The organism is Streptomyces sp. NPDC048671 (assembly GCF_055587045.1).
The window spans coordinates 56,619-81,810 of the sequence record NZ_JBVJHB010000028.1 but is presented as its reverse complement, the minus strand read 5'-3'; the positions used below and the strand labels follow the sequence as shown (position 1 = coordinate 81,810).

Annotated in this window: 26 protein-coding genes; 12 read left to right on the top strand and 14 right to left on the bottom strand. The window is 71.2% G+C overall.

All coding sequences use genetic code 11. From position 1 onward, the window contains the following. Window positions 1–212: 212 nt before the first annotated feature. From ACZ6S6_RS36500 to ACZ6S6_RS36470, 7 genes are all read right to left on the bottom strand, one after another. Complete coding sequence (locus ACZ6S6_RS36500) at window positions 213–1,841, bottom strand: dipeptide ABC transporter ATP-binding protein (protein WP_469709337.1); 1,629 nt, start codon at window positions 1,839–1,841, stop codon at window positions 213–215. Then, window positions 1,838–2,827, bottom strand: coding sequence for an ABC transporter permease (locus ACZ6S6_RS36495; protein WP_469709335.1), 990 nt, complete (start codon window positions 2,825–2,827; stop codon window positions 1,838–1,840). Before ACZ6S6_RS36495 ends, ACZ6S6_RS36500 begins: the two co-directional genes overlap by 4 nt. Beyond that, a complete protein-coding gene (locus tag ACZ6S6_RS36490) occupies window positions 2,824–3,807 on the bottom strand; it encodes an ABC transporter permease (RefSeq protein WP_362957480.1) in 984 nt (327 codons plus the stop codon). Before ACZ6S6_RS36490 ends, ACZ6S6_RS36495 begins: the two co-directional genes overlap by 4 nt. A 2-nt stretch (window positions 3,808–3,809) precedes the next feature. Then, entirely contained in the window at window positions 3,810–5,537 is a 1,728-nt protein-coding gene (locus ACZ6S6_RS36485; RefSeq protein WP_469709333.1) for an ABC transporter substrate-binding protein, read from the bottom strand. Between the two features lie 218 nt (window positions 5,538–5,755). Continuing rightward, window positions 5,756–5,851, bottom strand: coding sequence for an Ms4533A family Cys-rich leader peptide (locus ACZ6S6_RS36480; protein WP_362957486.1), 96 nt, complete (start codon window positions 5,849–5,851; stop codon window positions 5,756–5,758). Between the two features lie 156 nt (window positions 5,852–6,007). Next, a complete protein-coding gene (locus ACZ6S6_RS36475) occupies window positions 6,008–7,324 on the bottom strand; it encodes a DUF3152 domain-containing protein (RefSeq protein WP_362957488.1) in 1,317 nt (438 codons plus the stop codon). Between the two features lie 8 nt (window positions 7,325–7,332). Then, window positions 7,333–8,298 (bottom strand): alpha/beta fold hydrolase, encoded by a 966-nt coding sequence (locus tag ACZ6S6_RS36470; RefSeq protein ID WP_362957491.1) that lies wholly within the window; start codon window positions 8,296–8,298, stop codon window positions 7,333–7,335. A 109-nt stretch (window positions 8,299–8,407) separates the two neighbouring features. On the opposite strand from ACZ6S6_RS36470, the gene ACZ6S6_RS36465 reads away from it, so the two are divergent. From ACZ6S6_RS36465 to ACZ6S6_RS36450, 4 genes are all read left to right on the top strand, one after another. Continuing rightward, entirely contained in the window at window positions 8,408–8,623 is a 216-nt protein-coding gene (locus ACZ6S6_RS36465) for a hypothetical protein (RefSeq protein ID WP_362957494.1), read from the top strand. A gap of 169 nt (window positions 8,624–8,792) precedes the next feature. Further along, window positions 8,793–9,434 (top strand): TetR/AcrR family transcriptional regulator, encoded by a 642-nt coding sequence (locus tag ACZ6S6_RS36460; protein ID WP_123523710.1) that lies wholly within the window; start codon window positions 8,793–8,795, stop codon window positions 9,432–9,434. A gap of 132 nt (window positions 9,435–9,566) precedes the next feature. Continuing rightward, entirely contained in the window at window positions 9,567–9,794 is a 228-nt protein-coding gene (locus ACZ6S6_RS36455) for a DUF3107 domain-containing protein (RefSeq protein WP_362957497.1), read from the top strand. 227 nt (window positions 9,795–10,021) lie between these two features. Next, complete coding sequence (locus ACZ6S6_RS36450) at window positions 10,022–10,291, top strand: hypothetical protein (protein ID WP_362957499.1); 270 nt, start codon at window positions 10,022–10,024, stop codon at window positions 10,289–10,291. A 30-nt stretch (window positions 10,292–10,321) separates the two neighbouring features. Here ACZ6S6_RS36450 and ACZ6S6_RS36445 read toward each other — a convergent pair whose 3' ends face one another. Then, window positions 10,322–11,056 carry a ferritin-like fold-containing protein gene (locus ACZ6S6_RS36445; RefSeq protein ID WP_362957502.1) on the bottom strand — a complete coding sequence of 245 codons (735 nt, stop codon included), beginning with the start codon at window positions 11,054–11,056 and terminating at the stop codon, window positions 10,322–10,324. A gap of 451 nt (window positions 11,057–11,507) precedes the next feature. Here ACZ6S6_RS36445 and ACZ6S6_RS36440 point away from each other — a divergent pair, with 451 nt between their 5' ends. Continuing rightward, window positions 11,508–13,433, top strand: coding sequence for a DEAD/DEAH box helicase (locus tag ACZ6S6_RS36440; RefSeq protein ID WP_469709329.1), 1,926 nt, complete (start codon window positions 11,508–11,510; stop codon window positions 13,431–13,433). 145 nt (window positions 13,434–13,578) lie between these two features. Next, window positions 13,579–14,424, top strand: a complete 846-nt coding sequence (locus tag ACZ6S6_RS36435; protein WP_362957508.1) for an alpha/beta fold hydrolase — start codon at window positions 13,579–13,581, stop codon at window positions 14,422–14,424. Between the two features lie 34 nt (window positions 14,425–14,458). Here the strand turns inward: ACZ6S6_RS36435 and ACZ6S6_RS36430 are convergent, their stop codons facing one another. Beyond that, the gene (locus tag ACZ6S6_RS36430) at window positions 14,459–15,346 is read right to left on the bottom strand and encodes an NYN domain-containing protein (RefSeq protein ID WP_073736584.1); all 888 of its coding nucleotides are present in this window, start codon (window positions 15,344–15,346) and stop codon (window positions 14,459–14,461) included. Window positions 15,347–15,567: 221 nt separating this feature from the next. On the opposite strand from ACZ6S6_RS36430, the gene ACZ6S6_RS36425 reads away from it, so the two are divergent. Further along, complete coding sequence (locus ACZ6S6_RS36425) at window positions 15,568–15,720, top strand: hypothetical protein (RefSeq protein WP_199884445.1); 153 nt, start codon at window positions 15,568–15,570, stop codon at window positions 15,718–15,720. A 75-nt stretch (window positions 15,721–15,795) separates the two neighbouring features. Here the strand turns inward: ACZ6S6_RS36425 and ACZ6S6_RS36420 are convergent, their stop codons facing one another. From ACZ6S6_RS36420 to ACZ6S6_RS36410, 3 genes are all read right to left on the bottom strand, one after another. Next, window positions 15,796–16,401, bottom strand: a complete 606-nt coding sequence (locus ACZ6S6_RS36420) for a MarC family protein (protein ID WP_362957512.1) — start codon at window positions 16,399–16,401, stop codon at window positions 15,796–15,798. Between the two features lie 176 nt (window positions 16,402–16,577). Then, window positions 16,578–17,444: a PHP domain-containing protein gene (locus ACZ6S6_RS36415; RefSeq protein ID WP_469709326.1), complete on the bottom strand. Its 867-nt coding sequence runs from the start codon at window positions 17,442–17,444 to the stop codon at window positions 16,578–16,580. A 99-nt stretch (window positions 17,445–17,543) separates the two neighbouring features. Next, window positions 17,544–18,188: a DUF6758 family protein gene (locus ACZ6S6_RS36410; RefSeq protein WP_362957518.1), complete on the bottom strand. Its 645-nt coding sequence runs from the start codon at window positions 18,186–18,188 to the stop codon at window positions 17,544–17,546. Window positions 18,189–18,344: 156 nt separating this feature from the next. Between ACZ6S6_RS36410 and ACZ6S6_RS36405 the strand changes: the two genes are divergently transcribed. Beyond that, a complete protein-coding gene (locus tag ACZ6S6_RS36405) occupies window positions 18,345–19,577 on the top strand; it encodes an MFS transporter (RefSeq protein WP_362957520.1) in 1,233 nt (410 codons plus the stop codon). Between the two features lie 22 nt (window positions 19,578–19,599). Here the strand turns inward: ACZ6S6_RS36405 and ACZ6S6_RS36400 are convergent, their stop codons facing one another. Continuing rightward, window positions 19,600–20,184 (bottom strand): suppressor of fused domain protein, encoded by a 585-nt coding sequence (locus ACZ6S6_RS36400; protein WP_362957523.1) that lies wholly within the window; start codon window positions 20,182–20,184, stop codon window positions 19,600–19,602. A 410-nt stretch (window positions 20,185–20,594) separates the two neighbouring features. Between ACZ6S6_RS36400 and ACZ6S6_RS36395 the strand changes: the two genes are divergently transcribed. Together ACZ6S6_RS36395 and ACZ6S6_RS36390 are read left to right on the top strand one after the other, a co-directional pair. Continuing rightward, the gene (locus ACZ6S6_RS36395) at window positions 20,595–21,716 is read left to right on the top strand and encodes a magnesium and cobalt transport protein CorA (RefSeq protein WP_362957526.1); all 1,122 of its coding nucleotides are present in this window, start codon (window positions 20,595–20,597) and stop codon (window positions 21,714–21,716) included. Window positions 21,717–21,765: 49 nt separating this feature from the next. Continuing rightward, on the top strand, window positions 21,766–22,284 hold the full coding sequence (locus tag ACZ6S6_RS36390) for a hypothetical protein (protein ID WP_469709323.1): 519 nt from the start codon (window positions 21,766–21,768) through the stop codon (window positions 22,282–22,284). A gap of 58 nt (window positions 22,285–22,342) precedes the next feature. Here ACZ6S6_RS36390 and ACZ6S6_RS36385 read toward each other — a convergent pair whose 3' ends face one another. Then, window positions 22,343–23,113, bottom strand: a complete 771-nt coding sequence (locus ACZ6S6_RS36385; RefSeq protein WP_469709322.1) for a hypothetical protein — start codon at window positions 23,111–23,113, stop codon at window positions 22,343–22,345. A 204-nt stretch (window positions 23,114–23,317) separates the two neighbouring features. Between ACZ6S6_RS36385 and ACZ6S6_RS36380 the strand changes: the two genes are divergently transcribed. Together ACZ6S6_RS36380 and ACZ6S6_RS36375 are read left to right on the top strand one after the other, a co-directional pair. Continuing rightward, the gene (locus tag ACZ6S6_RS36380; RefSeq protein ID WP_362957534.1) at window positions 23,318–24,592 is read left to right on the top strand and encodes a magnesium transporter MgtE N-terminal domain-containing protein; all 1,275 of its coding nucleotides are present in this window, start codon (window positions 23,318–23,320) and stop codon (window positions 24,590–24,592) included. Further along, window positions 24,582–25,136, top strand: coding sequence for a DUF1003 domain-containing protein (locus ACZ6S6_RS36375; RefSeq protein WP_362957537.1), 555 nt, complete (start codon window positions 24,582–24,584; stop codon window positions 25,134–25,136). Before ACZ6S6_RS36380 ends, ACZ6S6_RS36375 begins: the two co-directional genes overlap by 11 nt. Window positions 25,137–25,192: the final 56 nt, after the last annotated feature.

Genomic DNA, 25,192 nt, shown 5'->3' with positions numbered 1-25,192 from the left:
CCCACCCCCCCGGACGTCGGTGGGGGGCGCCCCGGGTGGTGGGGGCCACCGCCGGGGGCCCCACGTTCTGGTTATCGGGGGGGGGGGGGCGGGGGGGTGCCCCCCCCCACCACCGAAAGGGGTGAACCGTCGTAACTTTCCCGCCCCCATGGCGTTCCGTCGCGCTATAGAGGCGGTCGATCACATACGGTCAGGCCCTCGATCACGTACGGTCAGGCGGCGGCCGACTCCGCGCGGGCCGCGCGGCGGACCGCCGCGAGCGCCGGATCGAGCGCCGGCACGGCCGCCAGGAGCTGCTTGGTGTACGGGTCACGGGGCTCTCCGTACACCTGCTCCACCGGGCCCTCCTCGACGATCCGGCCGTGGCGCATGACGGCCACCTGGTCGCTGACCTGGCGTACGACCGCGAGATCGTGCGCGATGAAGACCAGCGCGAGTCCCAGTTCCCGCTGGAGCCCGGCCAGCAGCGCGGTCACCTGGGCCTGGGTCGTCACGTCGAGGGCGGAGACCGCCTCGTCGCAGACGATCAGCCTCGGTTCGGCGGCCAGCGCCCGCGCGATCCCGACGCGTTGGCGCTGTCCGCCGCTGAACTCGTGCGGATAGCGGTCGTACTGCTCCGGGTCGAGCCCGACGCGCTCCAGCAGGTCCCGGACGCGCGCCCTGATCGCGCCCTCGTCACGCTGCCCGCGCGCCCTCAGCGGGTCCGCGACGGACTCGCCCACGGAGCGGCGCGGGTTGAGCGAGGAGACCGGGTCCTGGAAGACCATCTGCACCCGGTCGACCCGGGTGAGCCGGCCGGAGGTGGGCTCCAGCAGGCCGACGAGCATCCGCCCGAGGGTGGTCTTGCCGCTGCCGCTCTCCCCGACGATGCCGAGCGTCTCGCCGTGTCGGACGGTGAGGGAGACCCCGTCGACGGCGGCCAGGGCGGACTTCCCCCGGCCGAACACCTGCCGAACACCGTCGGCCTCGACGAGCACCTCTGCCTGGTCGAGAGCCTCTGCCTGGTCGAGGATCTCCGGCTTGTCGAGGACCGCCCGCCCGGCCGGGCTGTCCGGGCCGCCCCGCTCCGGAGCGATGCGCGGCACCGCCGACAGCAGCGCCTTGGTGTAGGGCTCGCGCGGGGCGCCGAGGACCCGGGCCACCGGCCCCCGTTCCACCGCGAGGCCGGACCGCATCACCAGCACGTCGTCCACGGACTCCGCCGCCACGCCCACGTCATGGGTGACCAGCAGCAGCCCCATGCCCGTCTCGCGGCGCAGATCGTGCAGCAGGTCCAGGATCTGGGCCTGGACGGTGACGTCGAGCGCGGTCGTCGGCTCGTCCGCGATCAGCAGCTCCGGCTCGCAGGCCAGCGCCATCGCGATCAGCGCCCGTTGCCGCATCCCGCCGGAGAACTCGTGCGGCCGGGAGCGGGAGCGGCGTACCGCGTCCGGGATGCCGACCCGGTCCAGCACCTCGACGGCCCTGGTCCGCGCCGCCCGCCGGGAGACCCGGTTGTGGACGCGGTACACCTGGGCGATCTGGTCACCGACCGCGTAGTACGGGTCGAGCGAGGACAGCGGGTCCTGGAAGACCATCGCGGCCTTCGCCCCGCGCAGCCCGCGCAGTTCGGCGTCGCCGGCGGTGTGGACGTCCACACCGGCGACCCGGATCGAGCCGCCGACCCTGGCGCCGGTCCCCCGGTGCAGTCCGAGCAGGGCGTACGCGGAGGCGCTCTTGCCGGAGCCGGACTCACCGACGACGCCGAGCGCGCCGCCCGCCTCCAGCGAGAACGACAGTCCGCGCACCGCGTGCACGTCGCCGAACGAGATCGAGAGATCGGTGACCTCGACGAGACTCATGACAGCACCACCCGTCGGTCGGCCATCGCCTGGAGGATGTCCGCGACGGCATTGGCGAGGACGACGAAGAACCCGGTGACGAGCACCAGACCGACGACGACCGGGAGGTCCACGTTCCGTACGGCCGCGACGAGTTCGCGGCCGACGCCCGGAATCCCGAAGAGGGACTCGGTGAGCACGGCGCCGCCGAACATCGAGCCGATGTCCAGTGCGCCGAGCGCGATCACCGGCGCGAGCGCACCGCGCAGCGCGTGCCGTGCGACGATCACCCGCTCGCTGACCCCGTACGCCCTGAAGGTGCGCACATGGTCCTCGGCGAGCGTCTCCAGCATCGAGGCCCGGGTCATCCGGGCGTACGGGGCCGCGGAGACGAGGGCCAGGGAGATCCAGGGCAGCAGCAGGTTCCAGGCCCACTGCTCCGGGTCCTCGGTGAAGGGGACGTAGTCCGGGAACGGCAGGATCCGGAGCGCCGTGACGCAGATGATGATGAGCAGCAGGCCGATCACGAAGACCGGTGTGGCCATGCCGGCCAGGGTGATCCCGGTGAGGACGCGCTCGGTGGCGCGGCCGCGCCGCCACACCGAGAGCACTCCGGTGCCGACCCCGAGCACCATCCACAGCACGAAGGCGCCGACGGCGAGCGAGGCGGTGGCCGGCAGCTTGGCGACGATCAGCTGGGTGACCTGCTGACCGCTCTGGTACGAGAGTCCGAGGCAGGGGGCCTGGCAGTGCACCACTCCGGTTCCGGTGGAGTAGTCGCGGCCGGCGACCAGGCTCTGGAGGAAGTGCGCGTACTGCACGTACACCGGGTCGTCGAGCCGCAGTTGTTCGCTGACCTGGGCGACCTGCGCGGGCGAGCAGCGCGGGCCGCACGCGATCTGTGCGACGTTGCCCGGTGCCACGTAGAACGCGGCGTAGACGACGAGACTGAGGGCGAGCAGGACGAAGAGCGCCCCGCCGAGGCGCCGCAGGAGGAACCACGTCATGCTCCGGCCTCCTTCCTGGCGCCGGTGCCGATCCGCAGCCGGGAGGCGGCGCGCGGGTCGAGCGCGGTGCGCACGCCCTCGCCGAGGACGGTGAGGGCCAGCACGGTGACGAAGAGCAGCCCGGCCGGGATCAGGAGATAGGTGGGCGCGGCCTGGTACCAGGTGTCGGCGTCGCTGAGCATCTGTCCCCAGGACGGTGTGGGCGGCTTGATGCCGACGCCGAGGAACGACAGGGCGGCCTCGACGACGATGTTGGCGGGGAAGAGCAGGACGGCGTACGTGATGACGGGCGCCGCCAGCGCGGGCAGCAGCTCGCGCCGGGCGATCTGCCAGGACCCCCAGCCGCTGAGCCGGGCGGCCGCGACGTGGTCGAGCGATTTCAGCGCGAGCGTCTTGGCGCGCACGATCTTCGAGATGTGGGTCCAGCCGACCAGGCCGACGAGCAGCGCGATCAGCACCGGGCGCGGGAATCCGGCCGGGACGACGGCGAGCGCGCCGAGGGCGGCCACCATGACCGGCAGGGCGACCATGACATCGGTGATCCGGCTGAACACCTGGTCGACGAAGCGGTTGCCGAGACCGGCCGCGAGGCCGGTGAGGACGCCGATGACGACCTGGAGCAGGGTCGCGCCGAGCGCGACGCCGAGCGAGACCCGGGCGCCGTACACGACGCGGGCGAAGAGGTCGCGCCCGGTGAGCGGTTCGACGCCGAGCCAGTGCTCGGCGCTGATCCCGCCGAAGGAGCCGAGCGGCACCCCGCCGGTGGCGGAGTCGACGAGGTCCGGGTGGTACGTGGTGGGGTTCTGGCCCTCGATGCCCGCGAGCAGCGGTGCGGCGAGCGCGGTCAGGACCAGCAGGGCGACGACGACGGCGGCGACGAGGGCCGAGCGCCGGGTGCGCAGCCGGCGCCAGAACGGATGGGCCCCGGAGGCGGGGGCCGCGACGGCCCCCGCCTCCTTGACCAGCAGTGCTTCGGTCATCGCTACTTGACCGCGACCTGCGAGATGTCGAGCACGCCGGTCCAGTCGCTGATCACGATGTTCTTGACGGACTCGCCGTAAAGGCGCTTGTAGACCGGGTGGAACAGCGGCACGGTGAGTGCCTGCTCGCCGACCTTCTTGTCGAGCGCGCCCCAGCGCTCGGCGGCGGCGCCCAGGTCGGTCAGCTTGTTGATCTCGTCGATCTCCTTGTTGACGGCGGGGTCGTCGAGCTGGGCGGAGTTGAAGTTGTAGCCGGCCCTGACGATCTGGCGTCCGTCGAAGACCGGGGCGAAGAAGGGTCCGCCGGAGGGCCAGTCGGCGCCCCAGCCGCCGAGGAAGAAGCCGGGCTCGGTCTTCACGTTGTAGATGGTGTCCGAGTAGGCGTTGGACTCCAGGCCCCGGAGCTTGACGGTGATCCCGGCCTTCTTCAGCGCCTCTTGGAGCGCGGTGGCGATCTCCGGGCTTGTCGCGAAGTTCTTCTCGTTGTTGTGCGTCAGGGTGACGGTCAGCCCCTCGGGGTAACCGGCCTCCTTCAGCAGCTCCTTCGCCTTGGCCGCGTTGCCGGTCTTCCCGGCCGGGAAGGCGTCGTACGGCGTGTAGCCGAACGAGCCCTGGTCGGGCAGGAAGGTGGTGGCGGGCTCGGCGAGCGAGGAGCCGCCCGCGGCGTTGACGACGGAGCTGCGGTCGACGGCGTACGAGATCGCCTGGCGCACCTTCGGGTCGTCGAACGGCTTCACCTTCGGGTTGAAGGCGATGTAGTTGGTGTAGCCGAAGTGGCCGGTGCCGACCCGGGCCGCGAGCTTCTTGTCGCCGCTGACCTTGGCGAGCTCGGCCGGGCCGAGGTTGGTGTCGGTGGTGACTGCGGCGGCGTCGGCGCCCTGCGAGGCGGACAGCCGCTGGTTGATGACGGCGGAGTCGAGCCCGGAGCGGACGTCGATCCGGTCGGGGTAGGCCTTGCGCTCCTCGTCGGTGGCGGCCGACCAGTAGGTGTTGCGCTCCAGGGTGAGGCGCTCGCCGTCGCCCTCGTTCTTGACGACCTTGTACGGGCCGGAGGAGAGCGGGTGCTCCTCGTACTTGGTGCCGGTGTCCTTGGCCTTCGGTACGGGAGTGGTCTGGGTCTGGGTGGCCAGGAAGGGGAACTCGCCCTCGGGCTTGTTGAGGTGGAAGACGATCGTCTTCGCGTCGGGCGTCTCGATCGAGTCGAGGCCCTTCTTGTCCTTGTACGGGCCCTGGTAGCCGGCCCCGCCGATCAGCCAGTCGCGCAGGTAGGGCGCGCCGCCGGACAGTTCGGCGGCGAAGGAGCGCTCGATGCCGTACTTGATGTCGGCGCTCGTGATCGCGCTGCCGTCCTCGTACTTGAGGTTGTCCTTGAGCGTGTACGTCCAGACGGTGGCGTTCTTGCTGGGCGTGCCCAGGTCGGTCGCCAGGTCGGGGACGACCTTCGAGCCGGCCGCGCCGTCCTCCCGGTTGCGGGTGGTGAGCGTACGGAAGACGAGCGAGGGGACGTTGCCGCCGCCGGAGGTGTAGAGCCGGGCGGGGTCGAAGTCCTCCTGCGGGGCGCTGTTGAGGACGGTGAGCGTGCCGCCCTTCCGGGGCGCGCCCGCCGCGCCGGAGCTGCCGTCGCCGCCCTTGCTGCTGCCCTCGGGCCCGCAGGCCGCGGCGCCCGCGGCCACGACGAGTACTGCGGCGGCCGCTGCTGCGCGGCGCGATATGACGGACGGTTGACGCATCGGAAGGTGACCTCTCGGAGAACTGCCTGAATGAGGGAAACAGAAGCGAATCCGCGCAGGCGGCGACGGGAGGCATGTGCACACGACCGGTCGGTACAGGGACCGGAACACTGGAACTGCCGCGCCTGCGGACGGAGTACGCCCGGTGCGGCAGCCGTGGAGGATCCGTCCGGGCCATCAGGCTCGGAGGAGGGGGCCAACGCGCACTCGGGCAGGCGTCAGCAACAGTCGATGTCGGCGACGCTGTGCCCGGTCACACCGATGAGCGCCAGCTCAATGGCGGCGCGATCGGAGGTGACGGGGCTGCGTGACATGCCGAGAAATATGGGCCGACGGCCTGCCCGATGTCAACGCGATGTGAGACGACGGTCTCGCCATTCGGACAGATGTCCCGCTGAGCCGTCCCCACGGGCCGGGACGCCGGGCCCCGGCCGCCGGCCCCCGGCCGCTCGCGCGGACGCGGGCCGGCCTCAACCGGTCGGATACACCCAGGCGTTGGCCAGACACTTGATGCCGTTGATATTCAGTGACTTGGTCTGCTGCTGCATCACCGGAGCGAGCTTGCCCGGCGTGCCGCAGCTCACATGGTTGTGCCCCAGCCGGTGGCCCACCTCGTGGTTGATCAGCATCTGGCGGTAGGAGTAGAGCTTGTCCGGGCCGAAGGTGGACGACCCCTGGGCCCAGCGGTAGGCGTTGATCATCACGCGCTCGGTGGCGGCGGAGTCGCAGGAGACGTTGTCCTGCGTCGTGTCCAGCCCCGACTTCTCGCACCAGACGCCGGTGGTTCCCGGACTGGCCAGCGTGATCACGAAATCCGGATCGCCGGTGGAAATCCGTTCGAAGGTCATCTCGCCGTCGTGTGCCCAACTGCGTTCATCATTAAGGGTTTTCTGGACCGCCTCGGCAAAGAGGGCGGAGTCGAGCCCGAGCCCCTTCTCGACATCGATCCGGTAGCGGTACCTGTGCCCCTTGCCCGGAGCCTTCGCCGTGCCGGGTACGACCTCGAATTTCCCCGAACCCATGAGCTTCGGCGCCAGCGGATAGGCCTTGGCCATTTTCTGCTCGTACGAAAGGGGCTCGGCCGCCGCCTTGGGGGCGGGGGTCTTCCTGCTGTCCGAGCGGGAGGTGTCGTCGGCGCCGTTCCGGTCGACGCCCGCGGCCTGGGCGGCACCGCCGGTGCGGCGGCCGCTGTCGTGGGCGACCTGGCCCGCCACGACCACCGCGAGCACGGTGGTCACCGCGGCGGCCGCGATACCGGTGAAGGTGCGGCCCCTGCCGCCCCTGGAGTCCTTGGGCGCGCCGTCGCCGCCGGCCGGCGGCCGATCGTCCCCGTCGCCGACGGAGCCGTACGGATCGGTGGGGGCGGCCGGCTCCGGTGCCGGGCCGCGAGCCGGCCGTCCTGCCGGGGCGTCGAAGGCCTCGACGAACTCCTTTCGCGGTCCCGGTATCAGCGGCTTGGTGCCGGTCCCCCGCGCGTTCCGCGGTGCCTGCGGGGGCGCCGACGCCTGGACGCCGGTACGGCCGGGTCCGCCGGGCGGCTCCGTCGGCCCGGTGCCCCAGCCGCCACCGGGTTCACGCTGTTCGGGGTGGCCGCCGCGCACCTGGGGCGCGCCCTGGAACGGGGTGTGGCCGTCGGTGCCCGGCGGCACCTCGCCCGGCCGTCTGCGCCGGCCGCTGCCGGGTGCGGGCCTGGCGCCCTCGCGCCCGGCGCCCACGCCCGCGTCCGCCGGGGCGGGCCCGGCCTCGGGCGCCTTGGGCGCAGCGCCTTTTCGACTGTGTCGTCCCACGCCCCGGATCAGCTCCCGCCGTATTCGTCGAGCAGTTCCCGGAACGCCTGGGCGACCGCCTCCGGGTACTCCATCATCGCCACGTGCCCGGCGTCGGGCAGTGTCAGCAGCCGCGAGTCACGGAAGGCCGCGGACGCCCTGCGTGCCATCCGGTACGAGACGAGCCGGTCCCGTCCGCCGTACACGAGTTGGGTCGGTGCGAGCACACGCTCGGCCTGACGCCACAGTCCGTGCTGGCCGCCCAGTGTGTACGCGTCGACGATGCCACGTGCCGAGCGCGCCATGGCGTCCCAGAAGTACGGCAGTTCCAGCCGTCGCTCCATTTCGGCCACCGCCGCACGGAAGCCCGTCTCGGAGACGCGTGCCGGATCGCCGTAACAGAGTGCCATGACTCCGCGGGTGCGTTCTTCCGCGCTCCAGTCGCGGGTCATCCGGGAGAACAGGGATACGAGCCCCGGAACGGCGAGCAGTGCGGTCGGCGCGGCCGACCACTGCACCCGGATCTCGGGGAGCGCGGGCGAGATCAGGGTGAGCGTGCGCACCAGATCGGGGCGGACCGCCGCGACCCTGGTCGCCACCGCGCCGCCCAGGGAGTTGCCGAACAGGTGTACGGGCCCGCGCTCCCCCGCGTCCAGGAAGCGGATCACCGCGCGGGCGTGGCCGGTGACGGAGTAGTTCCCGTCGTCCGGCGGCGGGGAGTCCCCGAAGCCGGGCAGATCGACGGCCTCGCCGTCCAGCACGTCCTGGAGGAGCGGCATCAGCGCCGACCAGTTCTGCGAGGAGCCGCCGAGCCCGTGCACATAGAGGGCGGGCGCCAGGCCCTTCCGCTCCGGCGGCCGTGAACGGACGGACAGCGTGAGTCCGGCCAGCGTGACGGAGCGGAGTCTCTCGCCCTCCACCACCCTGACGGCGCCCACCGTGGGGGCCACCGCTGCGGCGGCGGCACGGACTCCCGGCAGCTCGGTCGAAGACATGCGGCAATGTTACGAGACGATCACACCGCGATTCATGTGTTCGCCGTCACACACCGCGTCGCGGCATCGTGACCTTGCTCCTAGGCTCGGAGCAAGGAAGGGAGCCACCATGACGGTCGACCCCGGTGATCCGGAGACCTTCGAGGACGTCCAGCCGGACGAACCCGACCAGGAGACACCCGAGGCGGACGCCGCCGAGCAGCAGGCGGAGTTGCGCCCCGAGAGCGACGATCCGCTGACGGAGCTCGACCGGAACCGCGCGAACGAGGCGGACGCGGCGGAACAGACCCGCGTCGTCCCCCACGACGAGGACGATTACCGCTGATACGTCCCGCTCTACGGCACAGGTTCAGAGAATCTGTGGCTACCGCAGCCGTCCGGTCCGTGAAATTCTGCGTCCGCGCCGCGCATACCCGGGTTACCCGAAAGTACGATGGCGGTATGGCGCAGCGAGTACGGAACGGCTGTGTCGGATCACAATTTTGGGAGGCGGCGTGACAGCCATCGAGCAGACCGAGGCGGCGCGCCCGCGGGGCACTCGCCTGCCGCGTCGCGCCCGGCGCAATCAGCTCCTGGGCGCCGCCCAGGAGGTCTTCGTCGCACAGGGCTACCACTCAGCCGCGATGGACGACATCGCGGAGCGGGCCGGGGTCAGCAAGCCGGTGCTCTACCAGCACTTCCCGGGCAAGCTGGAGCTCTACCTGGCCCTGCTCGACCAGCACTGCGAGTCGCTGCTCCAGTCGGTGCGCACGGCGCTCGCGTCGACGACCGACAACAAGCTGCGCGTGGCCGCGACGATGGACGCCTACTTCGCGTACGTCGAGGACGAGGGCGGTGCCTTCCGGCTGGTCTTCGAGTCGGACCTGACCAACGAGCCCGCCGTGCGCGAGCGGGTCGACCGGGTCTCGCTGCAGTGCGCCGAGGCGATCTCCGACGTGATCGCCGGTGACACGGGCCTGTCCAAGGACGAGTCCATGCTGCTCGCGGTCGGCCTGGGCGGGGTGTCCCAGGTGGTCGCCCGCTACTGGCTCTCCAGCCGGTCCGCCATCCCGCGCGACACGGCGGTGCAGCTGCTCACCTCGCTGGCCTGGCGGGGCATCGCGGGCTTCCCGCTGCACGGCATCGATCAGCACTGAGCGGGGCGGCCGGCGCCCGTGTTCGCTGCGGGCGTTGCCCGCGGATCCGTGGCCGGTCCCCTCAGCGGGCTAATGTGTGCTGCGTACGGCGCGGTTCACCGCGCAGGGACTGACCGTCGGAGGGACATAGCCGTGGAGGTCAAGATCGGGGTGCAGCACACGCCCCGGGAGATCGTTCTGGAGAGCGGGCTTTCCGCCGAAGAGGTCGAGAGCGCGGTTTCCGAGGCTCTCGCCGGCAAGGCGCAGCTGCTCAGCCTCACGGACGAGAAGGGCCGCAAGGTCCTGGTGCCGGCCGACCGGATCGCCTACGTGGAGATCGGCGAGCCCAGCGCACGACGGGTGGGGTTCGGCGCGCTGTAGCGGCGCGCACGGACACAGTGACCGTGGAAGCGGCCCGGCGGGGATTCCCCGCCGGGCCGCTTTCCGTCGTGCCCGGGGTACGAGCCGCGGGCCGGCCCGCCCGCACCGCGGCCGTTCCTGTGGGACGGCTGAGCGAAGCCTGTGCGCGGAAGGATTGCGTTCCGCGGCCCGAGGGTAGTACCGCCTACGACCGAACTGACCGCCCCGTACCTGCGAGGTGATCGTCTGTGATCTTGGAAACCCTGGGCTCCGTCGTGCTCGGACTCGCCCTCTCCTGGGCGGCCCTGCGCTCCCTGTCGCCCCGCCTCCCGTCCCCCCGGGCCGTCTTCGGCACCGGAGCGCTGGGAGCCCTTTTCGGCCTGTATCTGATGCACTCGGTGCTGGGCGCGGGCCACGCGGCGGCGACGCTGATCGGCGCGGTGCTCATCTCCGCGGTGACGGTGTCCCTGCTCATCCGGCCGCGCAGCGGCCGTCTGAGCCGGTCGGCGGCGGCCTGACGCCGCCACCCCGGCCCCGCGGGGGCCGGCCTACGCCGCAAGCCCCAGGGTGGCCATCCGCTTGGTGTGCGCCTCGGTGATCCGCGAGAACATCCGGCCGACCTCGGCCAGATCGAATCCGCCGCCCACCCCGCCCACCAGCATGGTCGACAGCGCGTCGCGGTCGGCCACCACCCGCTGCGCCTGCGAGAGCGCCTCGCCCATCAGCCGGCGCGCCCACAGCGCGAGCCGGCCGCCGAGCCTGGGGTCCGCCTCGATCGCGGCGCGCACCTTCTCGACGGCGAAGTTGCCGTGGCCCGTGTCGTCGAGCACGGCGAGCACCAGGGAGCGGGTGTCCGAGTCGAGCCGGGCCGCGACCTCACGGTAGAAGTCACTGGCGATCGAGTCACCGACATAGGCCTTGACCAGGCCTTCCAGCCAGTCCGACGGTGCGGTCTGGCGGTGGAAGTCGTCGAGCGCCTTGGCGAACGGCTCCATCGCGCCGGTCGGCTCCACCTCGATCGCCGTCAGCCGGTCGGTCAGCCGCTCGAAGTGATGGAATTCCGCGGACGCCATCCTCGCCAGCGCCGCCTTGTCACCCAGCGTCGGCGCGAGTTTCGCGTCCTCGGCGAGCCTCTCGAAGGCCGCCAGTTCCCCGTAGGCGAGTGCTCCCAGCAGGTCCACGACAGCGGCCCGGTACTGCGGCTCCGTGGACGCGGTGGCCCAGTCCTGGTCGGCGATTCTGGTGGATGAGGCGGTTTCCGTGGCGTTGTCAGGCGTCTCCATGAAGCGCAGAATAGCCCGCCCGCCGAGGGGCGGAACGGTCCGGCCGCCGAGTGCCCTCATACCGTTCCGATGAATTCGCCCAACACAGATGCGCAAATCCGGGGTACAGTGGTATTGCGCTTACTGAGCATTTTGCAACTGCTCGTGGCGCGAAATTGAATGAGGATGCCCGGTCGGTGGCCCGATCGGCTCCGACCCGACAGCCCTCCACGCGAGGCGTACAGCACGTACGACCGCAGATGAGGGGCCCCCTCAGCGGTACGAGCGCTCGAGCGACGGCAGTGGTCCCGCGCCACCCGGCCCATCCACGGCCGGATGACCAACCCCGGCACGGTACGACCCCCTTCGTTCGCCTCGGACCGCGTTTCACAGAAGAGGCAATACCCTGACTACGTTCCGAGACCTCGGGATTCTTCCCGAGACGGCCGAGGCCCTTGAGTCCGTCGGCATCATGTCCCCCTTCCCCATCCAGGAGATGACGCTCCCCGTAGCGCTCTCCGGCTCCGATGTCATCGGACAGGCCAAGACGGGCACCGGCAAGACGCTCGGTTTCGGCCTGCCGCTGCTGGAGCGCGTCACCGTCCTCGCGGACGTCGAGGCCGGCCGGGCCGCGCCCGAGAAGCTGACCGACGCGCCGCAGGCACTGATCGTCGTCCCCACCCGCGAGCTCTGCCAGCAGGTCACCAACGACCTGCTGACCGCCGGCAAGGTCCGTAACGTCCGCGTTCTCGCGATCTACGGCGGCCGGGCGTACGAGCCCCAGGTGGAGGCCCTCAAGAAGGGCGTCGACGTGGTCGTCGGCACCCCGGGCCGGCTCCTGGACCTGGCGGGCCAGCGCAAGCTCGACCTCTCGCACATCCGTGTCCTCGTCCTCGACGAGGCCGACGAGATGCTCGACCTGGGCTTCCTGCCCGACGTCGAGCGCATCATCACGATGCTGCCGGCCAAGCGGCAGACCATGCTGTTCTCGGCGACCATGCCGGGTGCGGTCATCAGTCTGGCGCGTCGCTACATGTCGCAGCCGACCCACATCAACGCCACCTCGCCCGACGACGAGGGCACGACCGTCAAGAACACGGCGCAGTACGTCTACCGCGCCCACTCGATGGACAAGCCCGAGATGGTCTCGCGCATCCTCCAGGCCAACGGCCGCGGACTCGCGATGATCTTCTGCCGCACCAAGCGGACCGCGGCCGACATCGCCGAGCAGCTGGAGAAGCGCGGTTTCGCCTCCGGCGCGGTCCACGGCGACCTCGGCCAGGGCGCCCGCGAGCAGGCGCTGCGCGCCTTCCGCAACGGCAAGGTGGACGTTCTCGTCTGCACGGACGTCGCGGCCCGCGGTATCGATGTCGAGGGTGTCACCCACGTCATCAACTACCAGTCGCCCGAGGACGAGAAGACCTACCTGCACCGGATCGGCCGGACCGGCCGCGCGGGTGCCAAGGGCATCGCGATCACGCTGGTCGACTGGGACGACATCCCGCGCTGGCAGCTGATCAACAAGGCGCTGGACCTGAAGTTCCCGGACCCGCCCGAGACGTACTCCACCTCCCCGCACCTGTACGAGGAGCTGGACATCCCGGCCGGCACCAAGGGTGTCCTGCCGCGTACCGAGCGCACCCGCGCCGGTCTGCGGGCCGAGGAGATCGAGGACCTCGGCGAGACGGGCGGCCGCGGCCGCAAGTCCGCCCCCGCCGCGGCGCCCGCCGTCCGCGAGGAGCGCCCCCCGCGCACCCCGCGTCAGCGTCGTCGCACCCGGGGCGGCTCCGCCGCCGAAGAGGCCGCCGCCACGGTGCCCGCACCGGCCGCGGAGGCCGTCGAGGCCCCTGAGGCCGCCGACGGCCCCTCGGAGCCGCGTACGCCGCGCCGGCGCCGGCGCGGCCGCGTCGGTGCCCCGGATGTCGCGGCCGAGGCCGCGGTGGACGTGGCGCAGGCCCCGGTCGTCGTCATCGACACCGAGCCCGCGGTGAAGACCAGGACCAGGGCCGCCAAGGCGGTCAAGGCCGATGTGGCGGTCGAGGTGGAGGCCGAGGCGGTGACCGCGGCGAAGCCGCGCCGCAGCCGCGCCCGGGTCGTGAAGCCGGTGACGGAGGAGGTCGACTTCCAGACCGCCCCCGTGGCCGAGCCCGCTCCCGAGGCGAAGACGGTGACCAAGCCGCGCCGCCGCGCCCGGGTGATCAAGCCGGCCGAGGACGAGGTCGACTTCCAGATCGCGCCGATCGCCGAGCCCGAGACGGACACCAGGCCGCGTCGTCGCACCCGTACGGCCGCGAAGCCGAAGACGGAGGCCGTGGCGGAAGCCGCGGTCGCCGAGGGCGAGGCCAAGCCGCGCAGGCGGCGGGCGCCGCGAGCGGCAGTCGCCAAGACCGAGAGCTGAGCCCGGCGCCGGCAGCGGCGGGGCCACGCCCCGGCCGGCCGGCGTCGAGTGCCTGACGGGCCCGAGGGATTCCCTCGGGCCCGTCAGGCGTTTCACGGCAGAGGGAGACGGTCATGCGCCGCCGGACAGGTCGTAACCTCGTCCCATGAGCCGGCCACCCACCTTCACCCCGCCCCCTTGCGCCCGTGCCCGTACGCTGCGCACCTCGCGCGGGGACTTCGCCGTACTGGACGCCTCCCCGCGTACCGCCGGACGCGGCACCGCTCTCCTGCTGCCCGGCTTCACCGGCAGCAAGGAGGACTTCATCGCGCTGCTGGAACCGCTCGCCGACGCCGGCTACCGTGCCGTCGCCGTCGACGGGCGCGGGCAGTACGAGACCGCCGGGACGGACCGTCAAGAGGACTACGCGCAGGACGAGTTGGCGCGTGACGCACTCGCGCAGACGGCCGCGCTCGGTCTCGGTGACGGCGCTGTCCACCTGCTCGGGCACTCGCTCGGCGGGCTGATCGCACGCGCCGCGGCAATCCTCGATCCGGCACCGTTCCGGTCGCTGACCCTGATGTCCTCCGGGCCGGCCGCGGTCGTCGAGGCCCAGCAGGTCAGGCTGAAGATCCTGGGTGACGCGCTCGCGACCATGAGCATGGACCGGGTCTGGGAGGCCATGCGCGCCTTCGACCCGCCCGCGGAGGCCGAGAGGGGCGGCGAGGACCTGCGGCGGCGCTGGATGCGCCACACGCCCGCCCAGCTGATCGCCACCGGCCGCCGGCTGGCCACCGAACCCGACCGGGTGGCCGAGGTCGCCGCCACCGGGCTGCCGGTCCATGTGATCTCCGGCGAGCGCGACGACGCCTGGCCGGTGCCCCTGCTCGACGGGATGGCAAACCGGCTGGGCGCCCACCGGACCCGGGTCGAGGGCGCCGAGCACTCCCCCAACACGGACCGGCCGGAGCCGACGGCGGCCGCGCTGGTCTCCTTCTGGGACAGCCTGTAGGCGGCGCCGGCGCCCCGCGGCGGCGGCGGCAGGGTCAGTACTGCGACTGAAGGTGCTGCCAGAAGCCGTCGCGCAGCGCCCGCCGCAGATGGGCGTGGCCGCGCAGCGAGTGCTGGAGCAGGCGTTCGGCCTCGACCAGCAGGTCCTGGTCGACGGAGCCCGGCAGATACGGGTGTCCGGGGAGCAGATCGGCCAGGGAGTCGCGGCCGCGGGCGGAGAGCCAGGTCGCGGCGATCTGCGTACCGACGAAGCGGACGTCGTCGCGCGAGGGTGCCGGGGAGTCGTCCTCGTAGGTGGTGACGGGTCGTCTGGTCACATAGGGGCGGCAGAAGTCGAGGTCGAAGGTGCGCTGGCTGTCGACCTCCCAGAGCAGCGGTTCGGCCTGGTTGCGGCCCTCTCCGGCCTCGATGCCCCACAGGTGGACGCGGGCCCCGTACCCCTGTGCGGCCTCGACGGCCGAGACCAGGTCCTCGTCGCCGCCGACGAGTGCGGCGTCACTGATGGCGCGGTGGCGGGCGAGGGATTCGAGGTCGGTGCGGATGAGTGAATCGACGCCCTTCTGCTGGTTGTTGGCGTTGAGGTTGCCGAGTCTGACCTTGACGTCGGGCAGTTCCGCGATGGACTGCTGCTCGACGGTGTGGATCCGGCGCCTGGCCCCGTCGTACCAGTACACGCGCAGGAGTCTGCTGTCCGCGAAGATCGTGCGGGCCTTGTCGATGAAGGCCTCGATCAGCCCCTCCGAGTCGAGGTCGAAGGAGCGCCGGTCCTCGGTGCCGGTGACGAGGAGTCCTGCCGCGGCGTACACATAACCCGCGTCCACGAAGATCGCGTGGGTCGAGGGGGTCTTCGACACCTCGGCGAGCACGCGCTGGAGCAGTTCATTGGTGCGGTCCAGGCGCTCGCCGATCTCTGCCTCGTTCATACGGGCCTCGTCGCGGATGTCGTCGTCCGCGCATGCTCGGTTACCTGCTGGTACTTAGACATCCAAAAAATTTCCTTAGCGTAGGGAATGATTGCAGGAGGCAAGCCGTTGTACACCCCGTGGGGCGCGAGACGTACAGCCTGGCGCTCCTCATCCTTGCGGACGGGTCACCCGTCCTCCCAGTAGTTCTCCAGCAGGAGGATCAGACGAAGGGAAGCCATATGCGCTTCGAGATCATGCGACTCGACGATGTCGACGGTACCGCCGTGGACAGCACCGTCGTGGACGCCGCCTCCGTCAACCGGATCGTGCAGCAGGCCGCCGCATTGGGCCAGCGCATCTATATCCGCCCGGCCGACACCTCGGCTTCGTAACGCTTTACGGACATAAAGACGAAGCGCCCCCGCACGGATGGACCGTACGGGGGCGCTGTGGTGCGCGGGGCCGGGTCAGGCGTTCTGGATGACCTGGGTGACACCGTTGATGATCTGCTGCACGGCGATGGCGGAGAGCATCATCCCGGCCAGCCTGGTGACGAGCACGACGCCGCCGTCCTTGATGACCCGGATGATCAGCAGCGAGTAACGCATGGTCAGCCAGAGCACGATGTGCATGGCGACGATCGCCGTCCAGACCGAGACCTGGCTCCCCACGCCGTCGGCGTGCTGCACGGCGAGGATCACCGAGACGATCGCGCCGGGACCGGCGAGCAGTGGCATGCCCAGGGGTACGAGCGCCACGTTGACGTCCTTCGTCTGCGTCGGCTCGTCGGTCTTGCCGGTCAGCAGGTCCAGCGCGATCAGCAGCAGGAGCAGTCCGCCCGCGATCATCAGCGCGGGTACGGAGACATGCAGGTAGTCCAGGATCTGCTGGCCGAGCAGACCGAAGACGGCGATCACGCCGAAGGCGACGGAGACCGCCTGGAGTGCCATTCTGCGCTGCATCTTGGCGGGGCGGCCGGCGGTGAGGGCCAGGAAGATCGGGGTGATTCCGGGCGGATCCATAATCACAAAAAGCGTGAGAAAAAGGGATCCGAAGACAGCTACGTCGAACACAGTGAGCCTTGCGGGGAGAGAGCGGGAATTCGGCTGGGAGCAGCGCACCGGACGGGGTGCCGGACCGGCGTCCGCCGGAGGGTCCTGACGGCAGCCGCGGCGGACCGGGGCGCGGAGGGTGGAACGGACGGCGTCGCGCTGCGGCGCGGCCGGGTGAAGGTGTGGCGCGTGGGCCGTTACGGGACGAGCGGTCCGCCGGCTCCCGGCACCGGGAAGGCTCCCGTGGCGCGCCGGGTGATCTCGCCGTAGATCTCGGGGTCGGTGGCGTTCTCGCCGAGCCGTACGGTCTTGCGGCTGCCGTGGTAGTCGCTCGACCCGGTGGTCAGCAGTCCCAGCTCGCGGGCGAGCCCGCGCAATCTGGCCCTGGTCGGTTCGTCGTGGTCCATGTGGTCGGTCTCGATGCCGTCGAGCCCGGCGGCGGTCAGCTCCGCGATCGCGGACTCGGGGACCACGTTGCCGCGTTTGACGGCGGCGGGGTGGGCGAGGACGGTGACGCCGCCGGCGGCCTTGACCAGCCGGATCGCGTCGAACGGGTCGAATTCGTGCTTCTCGGCGTGGGCGCGGCCGCCGTCGGCGAGCCACTGCGGGGTGAAGGCGTCGGAGACGGTCTCGACGACGCCGAGCTCGACCAGCGCGGTGGCGATGTGCGGCCGCCCGACCGACCCGTCCCCGGCGATCCGCGCGACCCGCTCCCACTCGACGGGCACGCCCAGCTCCTGGAGCTTGCGCACCATGGTCCTGGCGCGCGGCACCCGGTCGTCACGCACCAGCTCGCGCTCGCGCGCCAGCTCGGGCTCGTCGGGGTCGAAGAGGTACGCCAGCATGTGCAGGCCCACGCCGTCGAGCCGGCAGGACAGCTCGGCGCCGGTGACCAGGGTGAGGTCCTCGGGCAGGGCCGCCATCGCCTCGGCGTGCCCGCGGACCGTGTCGTGGTCGGTGAGGGCGACGACGTCCAGACCCGCGGCGGCGGCGTTGCGGACCAGCTCGGCGGGGGTGTCCGTACCGTCCGACGCGGTGGAGTGGGTGTGCAGGTCGATGCGCACGACGCGGACTCCAGTGCTCGCGGACGGATGGGGGAACGCCCAAGGATAACCGGCGGACGGGTGGATTCCGGACCCGGCCGGAGGCCGCCCGGCAGCGCCTCAGCGTCCGCCCAGCAGCCGGGGCGTGAGCGCGCCGCAGGGGACGAGGTCGACCTCCCCCTCGGCGTCGCGCAGATCGGTCAGCACCAGCTCGTCGTACATCAGGAGTCCCGACTGCTCGGGCCAGACGACCGCCCAGAGCCACAGGCCGCACGCCTCGCCGGCGAAGACCGCCCGGTCGTCGGGGGCGTCCTTCACGTGCCAGAGCGGGGTCGGGCGCCCGGCGGCGAGCACCTTGACGTCCGGCGGCCCGTCCACCCGCAGATACGGGCCCGGGTCGGGGCCGTCCACACCGGCGTACCGCGCACCGAGTCCGACGCCGAGCTCCTCGGCTACGAGCAGCAGCTCACCGATGCCGCCGAGCGGCCCCGGTCCGGAGCAGGCGACGGCGGTGGCCCGGCCGCCGCCGCGGTCGTCGCCCGCGCACGCCACACCGGTGAAGAGCCACCCCACCGGGAGCGGCCAGGGCATCCACACCGGCACCCGGGCGCGGTGCACCACCACACCGAGCGCCTCGACGCTGGGCGGGATGACCGGCTGCATCGGGTGCACGCTGCCGTGCACGTCGCACTGCCAGGTGTCGTCGAAGAAACCGGGCGCCTTGACCCGGCCTCCGCACTTCGGGCAACTGGGTTCGCCCCTCATACCAACCAACCGTCCTCCCCGGCCGTCGCCGCGTCAAGGACGATCACCCTTCCGCAGCGCGGCTCCCACCAGGGGATTTAGATGTAGCTTGCACTTATTAGCCCCTCTAACTTATTCTGTGCATAACACAACGACCTAGTGGAGAGTGAGTGACCCATGCCAGGAGAGGATCCGTTCGATCAAGGAACGGTCAGCATCCTGCGCCAGCCGAAGGCCGTCTGGGCCACGGCGGGCGCCTCCGTTGTCGCGTTCATGGGAATCGGCCTGGTGGACCCGATTCTGCCGTCCATCGCCAAGGGCCTGGAGGCGACGCCGAGCCAGGTGTCCCTGCTCTTCACCTCCTACTTCCTGATCACCGCCGTCGCGATGCTGGTCACCGGTTTCGTCTCCAGCCGCATCGGCGGGCGCAAGACGCTGCTGGCCGGACTGGCGCTCGTCGTGGTCTTCGCCGCGCTCTCCGGCACCTCGTCCTCCGTCGCGGAGCTCGTCGGCTTCCGGGCCGGCTGGGGCCTGGGCAACGCCCTCTTCGTGTCGACCGCGCTCGCCGTGATCGTCGGTGCGGCGGCGGGCGGCAGCTCGGCGGCGATCCTGCTGTACGAGTCGGCGCTCGGCCTCGGCATGGCCTGCGGGCCGCTGCTCGGCGCACTGCTCGGTGACGCCAGCTGGCGCTACCCGTTCTTCGGCACGGCCGCGCTGATGGCGATCGGCTTCGTCTGCATCACGGCGTTCCTCAAGGAACAGCCCAGGCCGGCCCGGAAGACGTCACTGCTCGACCCGGTCAAGGCGCTCGGCCACGGCGGGCTCGCCTCCGTCGCCACCTCGGCGTTCTTCTACAACTACGCGTTCTTCACGATCCTGGCGTTCACGCCGTTCGTGCTGAACATGTCGCCGTACAAGTCCGGCGCCGTCTTCTTCGCCTGGGGCCTGCTGCTCGCGGTCTTCTCGGTGCTCGTCGCGCCGAGACTGCAGAAGCGCTTCGGCTCGCTCAAGGTGGTCGGTGGCTCACTGGTGCTGCTCGCCGCCGACCTGGTGGTCCTCGGCTACGGAAACCACACCGCGGCGATCGTCTGCACGATCGTCTCCGGCGCCTTCATCGGCATGAACAACACCGTCTACACGGAGCTCGCACTCGGGGTGTCCGACGCGCCGCGCCCGGTGGCCAGCGCCGGGTACAACTTCGTCCGCTGGTTCGCCGCGGCCGCCGCGCCCTTCCTGGCCCCGAAGATCGAGGAGTGGAGCAACATCCACATCCCGTTCGTGATCGCCGCCCTCGCCGCGGTCATCGGCGCGATCGTCATCCGGGTACGGCGCTCGGCGCTGACGCACGAGGCGCAGGAGCTGGAACCGAAGCACTCCACCGAGGACGGCGTCACGGTCTTCGCCAACTGAGGCAACCGGGGCCTCACCGGCGTCAGTCCAGGGCCACCGAGGCGCGCAGCGGGTCGCGCAGGTCCGTCCCCAGGGACAGCCACCGCTCCTGGAGCTCCTGTGCGCCCCGGACCCGCTTCCAGGCCGCCTCGTTGTGCGTCATCGGCAGCAGCGGCAGGAACCGCACCGCCTCCATGGGCGCGTCCAGCTCCAGATCCTCGACCAGCCCGCCGGACTCGGCGACGAGCACCGAGCTGAACGGCGCCCCCGGCCACAGCGGTTCACCGAGGTCCAGCGAGGCGCCGGGGGCCACGATCACCCCCTCCACCTGCGGCGACGCGGCCAGCACGGCGAGCTTGCGCAGCACCTGGTCGGTGTCGGCGAGGCCGGCCCGCACCGAGAGGACCAGCTCGGCCCGCGGCCCCTTCACGGGGTCGGCGAGGGAGTCGGCCGGGTCGGCCATCGGCTGCGCGGACATGCCGAGCGTGGCGTACCTGACCACGTCGCCGTCGATGAACCTGAGCACCTCGATCCGGTCCGTGCCGAGGAACGTCACTGCCGCGCGTGCGTCCGGTTCACCCAGGGCCGTCCGCAGACGGGCCTCGACCGGAGCAAGAATTTCTGCCATGCGGCGAGCATAGGACGCGTATGGAACGGGCAAAGTAAGAGATTGGCCCTGTGCCGGCTGATAGCCTGGGCCCGCCGGTCGGGACGGCACGCAAAGCGTTGCTCTCAAGTCCCGACGAAACGTCATCCCCCATGGGGGACCGACCGGAGGAGGTGGGGCTGCGGTGGATCCAAGTCGACCGTGCAGTACCAACCGCTCTTCCGCTCGACACCTTTCTTCTGTGATCTGACGCCTTCCCGGCCAAGGCCCATGGCATTTCGCACGACGGAAGAGCACTCCTTTTTTGCCTGTCTGTAGCGAACGCCGTCATCGCGCCGCCGCGGTGCCGCCCGCTTTGCGGACGTGAGCCCACGTCCCCATTCCGGGCTGTTCCACGCCCTCGCCGACGGCCCTCCGTGAAGGAGCCAGCCATGTCGATGATCCGTGACCTGCGCGCTGTGGTGCGCCCGTCCCTGCGCAAGGCCAACACCCTGCACAGCAGTTACGACGCCACCCGTGACCCGTCCGCCTCAAGCGCGGTCGTGGACTGCGCGGTCTACCGCGACGGACGCCGCCTCGCGGAAGTGGACGGCACCTGCCGAACGCCGCACGAGGCGATGCTCCGGGTACGGGAGAACGGCGGCTTCGCCTGGATCGGCCTCCACGAGCCGACCGAGCAGGAATTCGCCGGTATCGCCCGGGAGTTCGGGCTGCACCCGCTGGCCGTGGAGGACGCCGTGCACGCCCACCAGCGGCCGAAGCTGGAGCGGTACGACGACACCCTGTTCACCGTCTTCAAGACCATTCACTACGTCGAGCCCGCCGAGCTGACCGCGACCAGCGAGGTCGTGGAGACCGGCGAGGTGATGTGCTTCACCGGCCGGGACTTCGTCATCACCGTGCGGCACGGCGGCCACGGCTCGCTGCGCGCGCTGCGCCACCGGCTCCAGGACGACCCCGAGCTGCTCGCCAAAGGGCCGTCGGCCGTCCTGCACTCCATCGCCGACCATGTCGTCGACGGGTACATCGCGGTGGCGGGCGCGGTGCAGGAGGACATCGACGAGGTGGAGATCGAGGTCTTCTCCACTCCGGACAAAGGCGGCCCGCGCGGTTCGGACGCGGGCCGGATCTACCAGCTGAAGCGCGAGGTGCTGGATTTCAAGCGGGCCGTCTCGCCGCTGCTGCGCCCGATGCAGCTGCTCAGCGAGCGGCCGATGCGGCTCATCGACCCGGACATCCAGAAGTACTTCCGGGACGTCGCGGACCACCTCGTCCGGGTGCAGGAAGAGGTCGTCGGCTTCGACGAGCTCCTGAACTCCATCCTCCAGGCCAATCTGGCGCAGGCGACCGTCGCGCAGAACGAGGACATGCGCAAGATCACGTCCTGGGCGGCGATCATCGCCGTGCCGACGATGATCTGCGGGGTCTACGGCATGAACTTCACACACATGCCGGAGCTGCGCTGGACGTACGGCTATCCGATGGTGCTGGGCTTCATCGGGGTGCTCTGCTTCTCCATCCACCGCATGCTCAAGCGCAACGGCTGGCTCTGACCGCCGCGAGCCCGCTCCCTGTCGCGCACCAGGTCGTAAGCTCTGCGGCATGACTGCTGCTGACACGCTGCTCGCAACGGCCCTCGTCGAGGAGGCCACCAAGAAGTCGGGCCTGGTCTGGGTGCGCGGCACCGGGCCCGCGCGGGCGCTGTGGCACGTGTGGCACGAGGGTGCGGCGCTCTTCGTCGGGGACGGTCCCGGTGAGCAGCCGCTCCCCGCCGGCCTCACGGACGGCGCCACCGCCGAGGTGACCGTCCGCAGCAAGGACAAGGGCGGCCGGCTCGTCGCCTGGACGGCCTCGGTGGCCCAGCTCGCGCCGCACTCCGAGGAGTGGGAGGCCGCGGTCGCCGAGCTCAGGGGGAAGCGGCTGAACGCACCGGACGCCGAGCGGATGACCGGGCGCTGGGCGCGCGAGTGCCGGATCGTACGGCTCACGCCCCTCGACTCCCGTACGGACCTGCCGACTGGCTCGGGGGCGGCGGCGCCGCTGCCCACCACCGCGACCACCCGGATGCCGGTACCGGCCGGGCTGCCGCGCCTGCTGAAGCGCTCGCTCAGGAAGCAGTAGCCGGTCCCGGCCACCCTCCGGGGCCGGTCCCGCTCCTACGACGAGGACTTGGGCGGCCCTACGACGAGGACTTGGGCAGCTGCTGCCCGTAGTCGACCGTGTCGCCCTCGGCCGGGGCCTTCAACGCGAAGTCCTTGCCCCAGTCCGCGAGCGTGACGGTGCCCCCGCCGCCGCCCCGCGCGAAGCGCAGCGGATACGGCTTGCCCTCCAGGGACACGTCGAGCGCGCCGCCCTCGCCCTTGCCGCCCGTGATCCGGATGGTGCGTACTCCGGCGACCTCGTCGCGGTCGCCCTTGCCGACCTCACCGTGGAGCGTGAGCAGCCCGCCGAGCAGCACCTTCTTGTCGGTGAATCCGCGCAGCTGCTTGTACGTGGGGTCGTCCTCGGGGACCTTCACGTACTTGTCGTCCAGCTTGTCCGCCGCCGCCCCGTCCGCGTCGCTCGCCTTGCCGGCGCCCTTCGTGTCGTGGTTCCAGAAGCCGGCTCGCGCCTTGAGATAGAGCACGTCGCCGATCCGGAGCAGCTCGAACGTGCTCTTCCCGGACGTGACGGAGCCCGCCCCGCCCTTGTCCTTGAGCCGCATGTCGAGTTTGTACGTGCCGCCCTTGCTGACCAGGGTGCCGGCCAGCCTGACCATGTCGGAGGAGTCCGCCGCGGTCCGCGCCTTCTTCTCGATCTCCGGTGCGTCCAGTCTGCCGATGCCGTTGGTCCCCTCGTCCGGATCCTCGCCCGCGCACGCGGTCAGCGCCGCGGTCAGCCCCGCGCAGAGCACGACGGCGAGGGCGACGGTCCGGCGGCGGGCCCGGACGGACGGGACAAAAGAGGTCACAGGCGCACTGCCTCTCATCTGCGTGGCGGGGGGTGGCAGACGGCAGCGTACCCGTGCGGCCCACGCCTTCCGGCAGAGAGTCGTGCCGATGGCTCTCCGGGGCGACCCGCAGCGGTACGGGCTAGCCTGATCCCGTCATAACGGTGCAATAACTGTCAGAACAGACCGGATGCGTAAGCCGACGGCGGAGGAGGAGGCGCAGGCATGGCAGCAGGAACGCCCCGGGTCTTCGTCTCGCACCTCTCCGGTGTGCCGGTCTTCGACCCGAACGGCGACCAGGTGGGCCGCGTCCGTGACCTGGTCGCGATGCTCCGGATCGGCGGCCGGCCGCCCCGGCTGCTCGGCATCGTCGTCGAGGTGGTGAGCCGGCGCCGGATCTTCCTCCCGATGACGCGGGTGACGGGCATCGAGTCGGGACAGGTCATCACCACCGGCGTGGTCAACATGCGGCGCTTCGAACAGCGGCCCACCGAACGCCTGGTGCTCGGCGAGTTCCTGGACCGGCGGGTCACCCTGGTGGAGACCGGCGAGGAGGTCACCATCCTCGACGTGGCGATCCAGCAGCTGCCGGCCCGCCGCGACTGGGAGATCGACAAGTACTACGTCCGCAAGGGCCGGGGCGGGGCGCTGCGCCGCAAGGGCGAGACCCTGACGGTCGAGTGGTCGGCGGTCAGCGGCTTCTCGCTGGAGGAGCACGGGCAGGGCGCGGAGTCGCTGGTCGCCACGTTCGAGAAGCTGCGCCCCACCGATGTGGCCAACGCCCTGCACCACCTCTCCCCGAAGCGGCGGGCGGAGGTCGCCGCCGCGCTCGACGACGACCGGCTCGCCGACGTCCTGGAGGAGCTCCCCGAGGACGACCAGGTGGAGATCATCGGCAAGCTCCAGGAGGAGCGCGCGGCGGACGTCCTGGAGGCGATGGACCCCGATGACGCGGCCGACCTGCTGTCCGAGCTGCCCGAGGCGGACAAGGAGCGGCTGCTGACGCTGATGCGCCCGGACGACGCGGCTGATGTGCGGCGCCTCATGTCGTACGAGGAGCGGACCGCGGGCGGTCTCATGACCACCGAGCCGATCATCCTGCGCCCGGACGCGACGGTGGCCGACGCGCTCGCCCGGGTCCGCCGCTCGGATCTGTCCCCGGCGCTCGCCGCCCAGGTGTACGTGTGCCGGCCGCCGGACGAGACCCCCACGGGTAAGTACCTGGGGACGGTGCATTTCCAGCGGCTGCTGCGGGACCCGCCGTTCACCCTGGTCAGCTCGCTCGTCGACAGCGACCTGGTGGCGCTGACGCCGGGCACCCCGCTGTCGGTGGTGACCAGCTATCTGGCGGCGTACAACCTGGTCTCGGTGCCCGTGGTGGACGAGAGCGGCTCGCTGCTCGGTGCGGTGACCGTCGACGACGTGCTCGACCACCTGCTGCCCGACGACTGGCGGGAGACCGACTTCCACGGCCGCGAGGGGGTGCTCCGTGGCCGGTGAGGACCGCTCCAGGGCGTCGCACGGCTCGACGGCCCTGACCCGTACCCCCAGGACCCGGCTCGACCAGCCGAAGGACCCGGGGCGGCGGCTGCTGCCGGATTACGACCCCGAGGCGTTCGGCCGGTTCTCGGAGCGGATCGCGCGGTTCCTGGGGACCGGGCGGTTCATCGTCTGGATGACGCTGATCATCATCGTGTGGGTGGTGTGGAACATCGTCGCGCCGGAGAAGCTGCGGTTCGACGAGTACCCGTTCATCTTCCTGACCCTGATGCTCTCCCTCCAGGCCTCGTACGCGGCCCCGCTGATCCTGCTCGCGCAGAACCGCCAGGACGACCGCGACCGGGTCACCCACGAGCAGGACCGCGCGCAGAACGAGCGCTCCATCGCCGACACCGAGTACCTGACCAGGGAGATCGCGGCACTGCGGATGGGCCTGGGGGAGGTCGCCACCCGCGACTGGATCCGCTCCGAGCTGGAGGACCTGGTGAGAGACCTGGACGACCGCCGGGCGCTGACCCCGGCCGAGAGTGACGAAGACCGCTGACGCCCTCCCGTCGCCCGCCACCACCCTTTCCGGGAGCGTTGCGCGCACCCGTACTA